Annotated in this window: 11 protein-coding genes; 6 read left to right on the top strand and 5 right to left on the bottom strand. The window is 59.2% G+C overall.

The features are described from left to right. Position 1 precedes the first annotated feature (1 nt). Positions 2-889 (bottom strand): proline iminopeptidase-family hydrolase, encoded by an 888-nt coding sequence (locus AC6CIA_RS21205; RefSeq protein ID WP_498314850.1) that lies wholly within the window; start codon positions 887-889, stop codon positions 2-4. Between the two features lie 180 nt (positions 890-1,069). Between AC6CIA_RS21205 and AC6CIA_RS21200 the strand changes: the two genes are divergently transcribed. Together AC6CIA_RS21200 and AC6CIA_RS21195 are read left to right on the top strand one after the other, a co-directional pair. Beyond that, a complete protein-coding gene (locus tag AC6CIA_RS21200) occupies positions 1,070-1,834 on the top strand; it encodes a LuxR family transcriptional regulator (RefSeq protein ID WP_498314848.1) in 765 nt (254 codons plus the stop codon). A 94-nt stretch (positions 1,835-1,928) separates the two neighbouring features. After that, positions 1,929-2,876: a proline iminopeptidase-family hydrolase gene (locus AC6CIA_RS21195; RefSeq protein ID WP_498314846.1), complete on the top strand. Its 948-nt coding sequence runs from the start codon at positions 1,929-1,931 to the stop codon at positions 2,874-2,876. 56 nt (positions 2,877-2,932) lie between these two features. Here AC6CIA_RS21195 and AC6CIA_RS21190 read toward each other — a convergent pair whose 3' ends face one another. After that, positions 2,933-4,444 carry a nucleobase:cation symporter-2 family protein gene (locus AC6CIA_RS21190; protein ID WP_498314844.1) on the bottom strand — a complete coding sequence of 504 codons (1,512 nt, stop codon included), beginning with the start codon at positions 4,442-4,444 and terminating at the stop codon, positions 2,933-2,935. A 172-nt stretch (positions 4,445-4,616) separates the two neighbouring features. On the opposite strand from AC6CIA_RS21190, the gene AC6CIA_RS21185 reads away from it, so the two are divergent. Further along, positions 4,617-5,567 (top strand): LysR family transcriptional regulator, encoded by a 951-nt coding sequence (locus AC6CIA_RS21185; protein WP_498314842.1) that lies wholly within the window; start codon positions 4,617-4,619, stop codon positions 5,565-5,567. Between the two features lie 143 nt (positions 5,568-5,710). Beyond that, a complete protein-coding gene (locus tag AC6CIA_RS21180) occupies positions 5,711-6,544 on the top strand; it encodes a nucleoside-binding protein (RefSeq protein ID WP_498314840.1) in 834 nt (277 codons plus the stop codon). Here the strand turns inward: AC6CIA_RS21180 and punC are convergent. After that, positions 6,541-7,725 (bottom strand): purine nucleoside transporter PunC, encoded by a 1,185-nt coding sequence (punC, locus tag AC6CIA_RS21175; RefSeq protein WP_498314838.1) that lies wholly within the window; start codon positions 7,723-7,725, stop codon positions 6,541-6,543. The two genes, AC6CIA_RS21180 and punC, sit on opposite strands and share 4 nt — an antisense overlap. A gap of 122 nt (positions 7,726-7,847) precedes the next feature. Here punC and punR point away from each other — a divergent pair, with 122 nt between their 5' ends. After that, a complete protein-coding gene (punR, locus tag AC6CIA_RS21170) occupies positions 7,848-8,771 on the top strand; it encodes a DNA-binding transcriptional activator PunR (protein ID WP_498314836.1) in 924 nt (307 codons plus the stop codon). Positions 8,772-8,819: 48 nt separating this feature from the next. Here punR and AC6CIA_RS21165 read toward each other — a convergent pair whose 3' ends face one another. After that, positions 8,820-9,989, bottom strand: a complete 1,170-nt coding sequence (locus AC6CIA_RS21165) for an aspartate aminotransferase family protein (protein WP_498314835.1) — start codon at positions 9,987-9,989, stop codon at positions 8,820-8,822. Positions 9,990-10,091: 102 nt separating this feature from the next. On the opposite strand from AC6CIA_RS21165, the gene AC6CIA_RS21160 reads away from it, so the two are divergent. Beyond that, a complete protein-coding gene (locus AC6CIA_RS21160; RefSeq protein WP_498314833.1) occupies positions 10,092-10,997 on the top strand; it encodes a LysR family transcriptional regulator in 906 nt (301 codons plus the stop codon). 199 nt (positions 10,998-11,196) lie between these two features. Here the strand turns inward: AC6CIA_RS21160 and fabV are convergent, their stop codons facing one another. After that, on the bottom strand, positions 11,197-12,390 hold the full coding sequence (fabV, locus tag AC6CIA_RS21155) for an enoyl-ACP reductase FabV (RefSeq protein WP_084380521.1): 1,194 nt from the start codon (positions 12,388-12,390) through the stop codon (positions 11,197-11,199). Positions 12,391-12,532: the final 142 nt, after the last annotated feature.

Here is a 12,532-nt window from a genome sequence, read left to right as displayed (position 1 = left end):
GTCAGCCTCGATGGCGAGCAAGGAAGTCCAGCAACACCGGGAAGTAAGCCTGGGGCTCTTCATAGAACGGCATATGGCTGCTGTTGGGAAATACGTGCAACTCGGCATGCTTGACCGCCATTTTCATGCGCATGGCACACGCGGGGGTCAATTCATCGTGCTGGCCGGTGGTGATCAATACCGGCATGCGGAAATCAGCCATCTGCGGGAGGCGATTCCAATCCTTGAGGTTGCCGACATAGAGAAATTCGTTGGGGCCTTGCATGGTCTCGTAAGGGCCCATGTTCCAGTCGTCGAGGGAACGGGTGAGCGGTGCCGGCCATTCGTCCAGCCGGCAGACATGGCGATAGTTGAGCAAGGTGATTGCCGCCTGGTATTGCGGATGATCGAGCGTGCCCATGGCTTCATGGCGTTGCATCATTGCCACGGTTTCACTGCCCAACGCACCACGCAAGCGCTCCAACTCCCGGGAGAGATGGGGAATATCGCCGACGGTATTTTCCAGGATCAGGCTTTTGAGGGTGTCAGGATAATGAATGGCGTACTCGATGCCCAGCCAACCACCCCATGAATGCCCCAGCAGGTGAACGCGCCCCAGGTCGAGCGCTTGGCGCACGGTTTCGACTTCTTCGACATAACGGCTGATTTCCCACAAGGAAGCATCCGTGGGTCTGGCTGAAGCGCCCGTGCCAAGCTGGTCGAATGCAACCACTCGCAGGCCTTTATCCTTGAGCCAGCCATGTGCGTCGCGCAGGTAGTCACACGGCAGTCCTGGGCCGCCGTTGAGGCACAGCAACACTTCATCGCCTGCGCCAAAGCTGTAGACCACGAGGTTGTGGCCGTCGACTTGTACGTTGTGTTGCTGGTCGGGGGCAATTTCATGCCACATGTTTACATTCCTTGTTGTGTGTCGGCCTGGCAGGTAGTGACCGATCGAACCAACACTACCGAGGATGCCGCGCGTCCATAACCTAGCAATTCTTATAGGTTTGGTCTGGCAGTCCTTCGCCGAGGCGTGGCATTCTACTTGCGGTAAATCGAGATTCAAATGAATTCGGGAGCAGAAAGGATGCTGGCCAAGTTATCTGCACTTAACGGCTATCTCACGCCCGGCAGGAGCCTGGACGAGCAGATGGATAACGCCCTGGTGTTAGCCCAGCAACTGGGTTTTGATGCCTTGGTGTATGACTATTCGCCGGTACCGATCGATCATGATGGCTCGCTGATCACCCCCTCGGTGCTGCAACTGCGCAATACCCCTGATGATTGGCATTCATTATGGTGCAGCGCGGGGTTTTACCAGATTGATCCGGTGCAGCACCTGGCCCTCGACACGGTGTCACCGTTTGTCTGGTCCTACGAAAACAAGGTCGACACGGCCCTGCAAAAAGTCATCACGCGTCATCACGCCCCAGTCTCCATCTACCTGCACGACCAGCAAATGACCTGCGGCGTCAGCGTCCCCATTCACTTGCCCAAGGGCGGCTTTGCCTCACTGACCGGGCTGCGCACGGGCAAGGCCCACAAAGTACTGCAAGATGCTCGCCAGGCGCTGGGGGATTTCAGCCTGATTACCCACGCGTTGCAGGAAGTGGCCTACCCGTTATTCAGTAAAGAGCTACGCTCGTACCCCCATATTCGCCTGACCAAACGTGAGCGTGAATGTTTGAAATGGGCTACCGAAGGCCTGACCGCAGGAGAAATAGCCGAACAACTGAACCGCTCACTGGCCGTTGTCACCCTGCACCTGGCCTCGGCCATGCGCAAACTGGGGGCAAAAAACCGTGTGCAGGCGGTCGTCAGGGCCAGCCATTACCGCCTGCTTGACGACTGATTCGAAGGAAAAACCTAGCTGTTTTGCTAGTTACTTAAATTTTTCATGCCGATTATCGTGTACCTGACCAATTTTTTTCATGGCAGGGCAGGAAATGGAATTCATCGAACAGATCCACGAAGGTTTTGCGGCCTTTCGCAACTACCAGACCTGGTATCGCGTGACCGGCAACCTGGGTAGCGGCAAGACACCGTTGGTGATTATCCATGGTGGCCCGGGTTGCACCCATGACTACGTGGACGCCTTCAAGGACGTCGCCGCGAGCGGGCATGCGGTCATTCATTATGATCAATTGGGCAATGGCCGCTCAACGCACCTGCCGGACGCCGATCCTTCGTTCTGGACGGTTGACCTGTTCCTGGAAGAACTGGACAACCTGCTGGATCACCTGCAAATCAGCACTAACTACGCGATTCTCGGACAGTCCTGGGGCGGCATGCTCGGCAGCGAGCACGCGATGCGCCAACCCAAAGGCCTGCGCGCATTTATCCCGGCCAACTCGCCGACCTGCATGCGCACCTGGGTCGCCGAAGCCAATCGCCTGCGCCAGCTGTTGCCTGAAGGCGTGCATGAAACCCTGCTCAAGCATGAACAGGCCGGCACCTACCAGGATCCGGAATACCTCGCCGCCTCGCGGGTTTTCTATGATCAGCACGTGTGTCGGGTCAACCCTTGGCCGGAAGAAGTGGCACGCACCTTCGCCCAGGTAGACTCGGACCCGACGGTGTATCACGCCATGAGCGGCCCGACCGAGTTCCATGTGATTGGCAGCCTGAAGGACTGGAAGAGTATTGGCCGGCTGTCGCAAATCAAAGTGCCAACCCTGGTGATTTCCGGTCGCCATGACGAAGCCACACCGCTGGTGGTCAAGCCCTTCCTGGATGAGATCAGTGACGTGCGCTGGGCGTTGTTCGAAGACTCCAGCCATATGCCCCACGTTGAAGAACGCCAGGCATGCATGGGGACGGTGGTGAAGTTTCTGGATGAGGCCTGCTCAAGCGATAACAACCGCACAGGCCAAGACACCCGCCTCCAGGCCTGAACACCCGTGGCAGCTGGCTGCTCGACAGCTGCTACAGGTCATATTCCGGGGTTTTCCTATACCTCGCTGGTCTCGGTCCTGCCCGTAACCGGCGCCCTTGCCGGCGCCTCGGCCACCACCGGAATTTCCGTGCCTTCGGCATCAAACAGCTTGCCGGCCCGGAAGTGATCGCCATCCCGCAGTGCTGCTATATCCTGAAAGCACAGACTGCGTTCAGTACCGGCGACGAACACCGACTGTTGATCGGAATTACCTGCAGTGAAGTGGTTGAACGCCAGGTTCAACAGGATCGCCATGATCGCTGACGAGCTGATCCCCGAGTGAAAGATCGTGGCAAACCAGCCAGGGAACTGGTCATAGAAGCTCGGCGCGGCGATCGGGATCATGCCGAAACCGATAGAGGTGGCCACGATGATCAGGTTCATGTTGTTACGGTAGTCGACCTTGGACAAGGTGCGGATGCCGCTGGCGGCGACGGTCCCGAACAGCACGATCCCGGCGCCGCCCAGCACCGAAGTTGGTACTGCCGCAATCACCCGGCCCATGAAGGGCAGCAGGCCAAGGATCACCAGGAACAGGCCACCCGTGGCGACCACGTAGCGGCTCTTGACCCCGGTGACCGCCACCAGGCCAACGTTCTGGGCAAACGCACTTTGGGTAAACGAGCCGAAGATCGGCGCAAACATGCTCGACAGCATATCCGCGCGCAGGCCATTACCCAGACGCCTGGAGTCGACCTTGGTGTCGATGATTTCGCCCACCGCCAGGATGTCCGCCGAAGTCTCCACCAAGGTCACCATCACCACGATGCACATGGAGATGATTGCGGCCACATGGAAGGTCGGCATGCCGAAATGGAACGGTGTGGGAAAGCCAAACATGGGTCCTTGAGTCACGCTGGAAAAGTCAGCCATGCCGAGGAACACCGCGATCAGCGTACCGATCACCATCGCCAGCAGTATCGACAGGCGCGAGATGGTTGCACTGCCGATCTTGCTCAGCAGCAGCACCAGTACCAGGGTAATCGCCGCCAGGCCGATGTTCGACATGCTGCCGAAATCCTCGGCACGACTGTTGCCGCCCATGGCCCAACGCGCGGCGACGGGCATCAGTGTCAAGCCGATGGTGGTGATCACAATCCCGGTCACCAAGGGCGGGAAAAACTTGGTAATGCGTGAAAACACCGGGGTGATCAACAAACCGATGAGCGATGCGGCTATCACCGCCCCGAGGATCGCCGGTATACCGCCCGCCCCTTCGCTGCCGACAATCGCCACCATCGTCGCCACACCGGCGAAAGACACACCTTGCACCAAAGGCAATTGGCAGCCAAAAAACGGCAGCCCCAGGGTTTGCAGCAACGTCGCCAAGCCACCGGCGAACAACGAAGCAGCGATCAACAGGCCAATGTCTGCGGGTGATAAACCCGCTGCCTGACCGACGATCAACGGCACGGCCACGATGCCACCGTACATGGTAAGCACATGCTGCAGGCCGTAGGCCATGTTGGCAGCGACGCCGAGATTCTCATCTTCTGGCCGTTGCGGTGACACCTTCGGGATAGTCATGGTGAGGGGTCTCTGTTTTTGTTGTGCGCTCACTGTATGCAATAGAAAGATTGGATGTCCATAGAGTTGTATACAATCAATTCCACAAGATACCCTGCATCGAGGCTACAAAAATCCATTCAGCCGCCGCGCCCCGCGGCCTGAAGCAGTGCCCTCGAGGACCTGAAAAAAAATGCTCAACCCCACACTCCGTATCCATTCCCCCGCCATCTGCTACTTCGACATGGTCCGGCGCTGTCATTCGATCCGTGAAGCGGCGCGCCGGCTGAATGTCGCCTCATCGGCAGTGAACCGGCAGATTCTCAAACTCGAAGACGAAGTCGGCGCCGCCCTGTTCGAACGGCTGCCCGGCGGGCTACGCTTGACGGCGGCCGGCGAGATCCTGACCCGTCACGTCACTCTGGTGTTGCAGGATGTGGAGCGGATACGCGGTGAGCTTGAAGGTTTGCACGACGTGCAAACCGGTCACGTGGAGATCGCTACGGTGGAGGGCGCAACCGTGGCATTACTGCCCGCGGTCCTCAAGCGAATGCGCCTGCGTTACCCTGCGGTGACCGTCGGCGTGACGGTGCAAGGTTCGCAATCGATTCCGGCAGCGGTGAGCAACGGCCAGGCAGACCTCGGGTTGGCGTTTGCCCTGCCCCGCAGTGCAGAAACAAGCCAGTTGTGCGCCGGTCATTTTCGTTTCGGCGCCTTGGTCGCGCCCGGGCACCCGCTGGCCTCGCACACCAATATCAGCTATGCCGCCTGCGCCGAGCACGGGGTGATTCAGGCCAACAGTGAGTTATCGATCCATCACTTGGTCGCCCCGCTGCACAAACACACGGCAGCCGCCCATAAACCCTTGCTGCAAAGCAATTCGATGGAGCTGGCACGCCAGCTTGTACGCCAGCAACTGGGTGTCGCGTTCCAGACGCGGATAGGCGTGGAAGGTGATCTGGCCAGGGGTGAGTTGCTGCATATTCCGTTGAATGACCAGGGCGGGATATTCAGCGACCTGGGCTTATATGCTCGCAAGGGACGGGATTTGCCTACAGCGGTGAGGTCAATGGCTCACTTGATCGCCGAAGAAATCGCCCTGCGCGAACGTGAAGAACAGCCGCGGACGCCGCGCATTTCCTGACCTCAAAGCCAGCTTCAGTGCTGCCATTTCGGCAACGGCCCAGTCGAGATTCTGTTCTTTGAGCGCCAGGCTGATTGTGTCGATACTGCGCCCGGCGGCCCTTGCATGGCCGCCATGAGCCAAACGCCAAAGGAACTAAAACAATGAAAAAGGCACTGCACGGCGCAACCGTACTCCTCACACTTCTCGGCGGCGGGGAGGCTGTCGCGGTGGAATGGATGAACAACAGCGTGGGATTTCGCTACGGCCAGCAGTTCACCAATCCAAACAATCCCAACCACTTCAACAAACGTATCTACAGCTTCACCCATGCCAGCGGTTACCAGTACGGCAGCAACTTTCTCAACCTCGATGTGTTCCTGTCCGACAGCCGCGACCCACGCAAAGGCACCGATCATGGCGGTAGCGAAGTCTATGCCGTCTACCGTCATCAGCTGTATGCATCGCGGGTGTTCGACAGACCGCTGGGCACCGGGTTGATCAAGGACTATGCCTTGACCCTGGGTTTCGACGCCAACCGCAACAACAATCTGGCGTCGGCGAAAAAGCGTGCGGTGGTGATCGGCCCGACCTTGAAATTCAATACCACCGGCGTGTTGGACCTGAGCCTGATGTACTACAAGGAAAAAAACCATTCCGGCATTCCCGGGACAAAAGATCCAAACCACACCTTCGATGACACCTACATGCTCAACTTGACGTGGATGCGACCGTTCGAGATCGGCAACCATGCCGCGAAGTTCCAGGGGTTCATCAACCACGTCGGGGACAAGGGCCACGACTTCAATGCCCGTGATACCGCTCCGGAAACCTTGATGCGCACTGCGCTGCTGGTCGCCGTGCGCCCGGGAACAAACGTCAAGCCCAACCTGTATCTCGGCGTGGGTTACGAGTACTGGCACAACAAGTTCGGTGTGGATGGCGGCCGTGGCAGCCGCACCTCAACGCCAACCGTGAACATGGAACTGACGTTTTAAGCGGTTGCCAGCGCCGACTTGTCGGGTTTCGGCCGCGCCAACCAATAACCCAGCACCGCCAATGGCGCGGTTGCCAGCATCACGATCACGGTAACCGGCAGCGGCTGGTCGATCATCGATGACACCAGCAAGCTGCTGACAAAGCACAACCCCAGTTGCAGGGTATTCTGCAGCGCGGCGGCCTTGCCGGAGTTTTCCGAAAATGGCATCAGTGCATTCGCCACCACGATTGGATAGCTGGCGCCATTGACCAAGGCCATCAGGCAGAACGGAATCAGCAAAGTGGTGAGCGTCGGCACCGTCAAGGTCGCCACCAGGTACAACGCCACCATGCTGATGCAGTACGCCACCAGCAACCAAGGCAATAGGACCTTGCCCTGGAATCGTTGCAAGGCGCTACGGCAACTGTAGCCACCGACCAGAAACGCCAACGTCGGCAACACATAACTCAGCCCGATGTCATTCGGGCTGTAGCCCATGTCTCCGAGGATAAAAGGCGACGCCGTCAACCAGGCGAAGAAGCTGGCGGAGCACGCGGCAAATATCATGACGTTGCCGGTGAATAGCCGCGACGTGAGTAACTGTCCGTAGCCGAGCTTGGACTTTTCGCCATTAGCAGTCAGGCGTTTCGGCGTGGACTTGAGGAACAGCGTCGGCAACAGCAGCAGGAGCGATACACCCAACAACATCGCGAAAATCGCTTGCCAGCCCCAATGACTCAAGACCATCGCCCCCAACAGTGGCGCCAACGCCGGTGACAAGGACATCAATGGCATAATGCCGGCGAACACCCGATGCGCCTGGTCGGCCGGATAACGATCGATCACCAGCGCCTGCCAACTGACCGCGGCACTGCACACACCAATCGCCTGCACAAAGCGCAACGCCAGAAGCTGCGCAGTGCTCTCGACCCAGAACATTCCCAGGCACCCGAGCACAAACAGGCTCAGACCGGCGAGCAGGATCGGCTTGCGGCCCAGGCGGTCAGACAACGGTCCCCACAACAATTGCCCGACGGCGAAACCGGCGAGGAACACACTCAAGCTGGCGCCCACCGCGCCTGCTGAAATCTGCAACTGCTCGCCCATGGCGCCGAACGCCGGCAAGTACATGTCCATGGCGAGATAGCCGAGCATGCTCAACCCCGCCAGATACCACGTGAAACCAAAAGAGTTTTTCATTGAAGCCTTTCAAGTACTGACATCAAACAATTTGCTGCCTGACACCCATTATGAAGCTGACAAATTTCCTGTGAAGCGATAATAATTGGACATTCTTATCAATATTTTTGAAGGCAGGCGCCATGTGGTCCGAATACTCCCTGGATGTGGTGGATGCCGTCGCACGCCACGGCAGCTTCAGCGCCGCCGCTCAGGAATTGCATCGCGTGCCGTCGGCTGTCAGTTACACCGTGCGTCAGTTGGAAGAGTGGCTGGCGGTCCCGCTGTTTGTCCGTCGGCATCGCGATGTTGAATTGACGCCCGCCGGCAAGCTGTTTGTCGACGAAGCACGTGGCGTGATGAAAAAAATGCTCGGTACCCGCAGGCTGTGCCAGCAGCTCGCCAACGGCTGGAGCGGCCAATTGAAAGTCGCCGTGGACTCCATCGTCAAACAACAGCGCTGCCGACAGCTGGTGCTGGATTTCTATCGGCAGTTTCCGGAAGTCGAGTTGCTGCTGGAGTACGAGGTGTACAACGGCGTGTGGGATGCCCTGGCGGATGAGCGCACCGATATCGTGATCGGCGCTACCAGTGCGGTGCCGGTGGCCAGCCATTTCGCCTTTCGCGACATGGGCTTGTTGAACTGGGTGTGCGTGGTCAGTGCCCGACATCCGCTGGCACACGTGCAGGGCTTGCTCAACGATGATCAATTGCGCCCCTTTGCATCGCTGTGCATGACCGATACCTCGCGCAACCTGCCCAAGCGCGACACCTGGACGCTGGATAACCAGCGGCGCCTGGTCGTGCCCAATTGGGCGTCGGCCATGGACTGCCTGTGCGACGGACTGTGCGTCGGCATGGTGCCGGCGCATCGGGTGCAGACGCTGATCGAGAGCGGTGAGCTGGTGGCGCTGCAACTGTCCCGGCCCTTCCCCGCCAGCCCGTCGTGCGTAGCCTGGGCACAGAATAAACTGTCCCCGGCCATGACCTGGCTGCTGGAATACCTGGGCGATACCGAAACCATGAACCAAGAATGGCTGAATGGCCTGCCCGGCACCCCGGCGTAGAGCCGAGCGAGCCATCCCGACGAAAGAGGACGCAAGAAAGGAAGACGTTCAGTCCAGCAATCGGGCAATTCCGCGCACGATCATTTCCACTTCCTTGGCATCAATCGTCAACGGCGGCAGCAGGTGAATCACCTTGCCCCGCGTGACGTTGATCAGCAAACCCTGCTCACGCGCGGCGCGCACCGCCAAATCCCGCTGAGGCGCGACCAATTCAATTCCGATCATCAAGCCCTGCCCCCGGATCGCCAATACGTGTGCATGTTCACTCAACTCCACGCGTAATCGCGCCAGCAACCGCTCCCCTTGGCTGGCCGCATTCTCCAGCAGGCCTTGTTCGTCGATGATATCCAGCACCGTACACCCTACGCGGCACGCCAGCGGATTGCCGCCGAAGGTACTGCCATGACTGCCGGGAGTGAACAAGCGGGCCACGGCCGCGCGGGCCAGGCAGGCGCCGATCGGGATACCGTTGCCCAGGCCTTTGGCCAAGGTCATCACGTCCGGGACGATGCCTTCATGCTGGTAGGCAAACCAGGTGCCGGTGCGACCGATCCCGGTCTGGATTTCATCGAGCATCAGCAACCAACCGTGACGCGTGCAGTGATCGCGCAACCCCCGCAGATAACCGGGCGGCGCCAGTTGCACACCACTTTCGCCCTGGATCGGCTCCAGCAGCACCGCCGCGATGCGCGTGCCGAATTGCACGGTGAGCGCCTCCAGCGCCGCCAGATCACCAAAGCCGATCTTGATAAAATCCCCCGGCAAGCGCTGGAACCCCAGCCGCACCGACGGTCCGTCGCTGGCAGCCATGGTGCCGAGGGTGCGGCCATGAAAGGCATTTTCCATCACCACCACCAAGGGCTGTTCGATGCCTTTTTTCCAGCCGTGCAGACGCGCCAGTTTCAATGCCGTTTCGTTGGCTTCGGCGCCGGAATTGTTGAAGAAGGCCTGATCCAGGCCCGACAACTCGGTCAGTCGCCTGGCCAGCCGCTGCTGCCAATCGATGCCGTACAAGTTGGAGGTATGCAACAGCAGTCCGGCCTGTTCGCTGATGGCCGCTACCAACCTTGGGTGGGAGTGACCGACATTGGTCACGGCAACACCGGCCACCGCATCCAGGTACTCCCGACCCTGCTGGTCCCACAGACGCGTGCCCAGGCCCCGGGCGAAGCTCAGGGGCAAAGGTTGATAGGTACTCATCAAACAGGCGGCGGTCATGGTGGCAGGCTCCAGTGCATCGTAATGATGTCTCAGTATCGTTAACCACCTGAGCTGGATAAACTGCGCCAAACTGCAATGACTTTAAACCAGGGCTTGATAATGGATGTGTTCCAGGCAATGACCGTCTACGTGAAACTGGTAGAGGCCGGCAGCATGACAGCGGCGGCCAACGCCTGCGGCATGTCCACCACAATGGTCGGCAACCATCTCCGGGCGCTGGAGCAGCGCCTGGGTGTAAGCCTGCTCAAGCGTACGACCCGTAAACAAAGCCTGACCGAATTCGGCGGTCTCTATTACCAGCGCTGCCTGGAAGTGCTCGGGTTGGTGGCTGATTCAGAGCGACTGGCCGAGCAGATCCACAGCGAGGCCCCCAAGGGGTTGTTGCGCATCACCGCACCGCCGGCGTTTGGCGCCGAACGGCTGGCTCCTGCACTGAGTGAGTTTTCCCGTCGCTACCCACAGATCAAACTGTATGTGGTGCTGAGCGACCAATCGATGGACCTGATCGACAGCGGTTTCGACGCGGCGATCCGTCTCGGTGAATCGCAGCCGTCCAGCCTGATCGCGCGAACCTTGCAGGACTACACCATGACCCTGTGCGCCGCGCCGCAGTACCTGGCACGCCGGGGCACGCCACAAAAACCTGCCGACTTGCAGCAACACGACTGCCTTTCGTTTGCCTATCCCTCGAACGATGACTGGCGCCATGCCGACAAACAATGGCGGCTGCAAGGTCCCGAAGGTGTCGTCGAGATTGCCGTCAGCGGCCCGATGACCATCAACAGTTCCCAAGCCCTGCAACGCGCAGCCGTTGAAGGCATGGGCATTGTCATGTTGCCCGATGCATTGGTGGGTCAGGATTTGCAGGCCGGCAAGCTGGTGGCCTTGCTGCCCGACTATCAACCACCTTACCGACCGATGCACTTGCTCTACGCCCAGGACCGCTACCGATTGCCCAAACTGCGGGCCTTCGTCGATTTCGCGATGGAGCAATGGGCGCGTTAGGCCATGCCAATCAGTCAAGCAGCGAAACCTGTGGAAGCGGCGGTGCGACTTGCTCGCGAAGACGGCGTAACAGTCAACATTGATGTTGCCTGGCACACCGCTTTCGCGAGCAAGTCGAATCGTCGCACCGCCGCCCCCACAGAGAGTTGGCTCAACTGACTGGCATTAGCCCACAGGCCGCTTTTTGAGGGCAGATCGCTTAAGCCTGAACCAGGCCTTCGATCTTCACGGTCGGATTGACGTCGGCGTCATAATCCACGCCATCGATCTCGAAACCGAACAGGCGCAGGAACTCGGCCTTGTAGCCGGCAAAGTCGCTGATCTCATTGACGTTGTCGTCAGTCACCTGATTCCACAACGCGGCCACGGCGTCCTGGACTTTCGGCTCCAGTTCCTTGAGGTCGGCGCGCAGGCGGCCGTCAGCGTCCAGCTTCGGCTCGCTGCCGTACAAGCTGTCCTTGAACAGGCCGTAGACCTGTTCGATACACCCTTCGTGAGTGCCCTGCTCTTTCATCACCTTGAACAGCAACGACAGGTACAGCGGCATGATCGGGATCGCCGAGCTGGCCTGGGTGACCACGGCCTTGAGCACCGATACGCGAGCGTCGCCTTTCAGCGCAGCGAGGTTGTCGCGCAGGGTCAGGACTTTCTTGTCCAGATCCTTCTTGGCCTCGCCGATGGAACCGTTCCAGTAGATGTCCTGGGTCAGCTTTTCGCCCAGGTAAGTGAACGCGGTGGTCTTGGCGCCTTCGGCCAGTACATCGGCGTCACGCAGCGCGTCGATCCACAGCTGCCAGTCTTCGCCACCCATCACTTTGACGGTACCGTCGATTTCTTCCTGGGTTGCCGGCTCCAACGTCGTGTCGACAACCACACCTTTGTCGGTATTGATCCCACGCAGGGTCACGGCCTTGCCGATTGGCTTGAGGGTGGAGTTATGCACCACGCCTTGCGGATCGGTACGGCGCGGAGCGGCCAGGCTGTAGACCACCAGGTCGATCTTGCCCAAGTCTTTTTTGATGGTTTCGATGGTCAGGCGCTTGATCTCGTCGGAGAACGCATCGCCATTGATGCTCTTGGCGTACAGGCCTTTTTGCGCGGCGAATTTGTGGAAGGCGGCGCTGTTGTACCAGCCGGCAGAGCTGAGCTTGCCTTCTTCGCCTTCTTTCTCAAAAAACACGCCAAGGGTGTCTGCGCCGCAGCCGAAAGCGGCGCTGATGCGCGCAGCCAGGCCATATCCGGTGGACGCGCCGAGGACCAGAACTTTCTTCGGGCCGTCGGTGATGGCGCCGTGTTCGGTCACGTAGTCGATCTGCTCTTTGACGTTCGCTTCACAGCCAACAGGGTGAGCGGTCACACAGATAAAGCCACGAACCCGCGGTTTGATGATCATAAAATTTCTGCCTCTTCCAAGGTGCCGAAGGCCAATGGTGGCCATTACGGCGTCAATCGTACTGGTCTATGACGTCCGAAAAACCGAAGCGTCACGATAGTCGCAATTCTTCTGTTCTCAAAATCCAATCCACACGGCGCAA

The organism is Pseudomonas sp. GQ91 (assembly GCF_059758795.1).
Note: the sequence above shows the minus strand (reverse complement) of the source record. Positions and strands in the feature narration are given on the sequence as shown.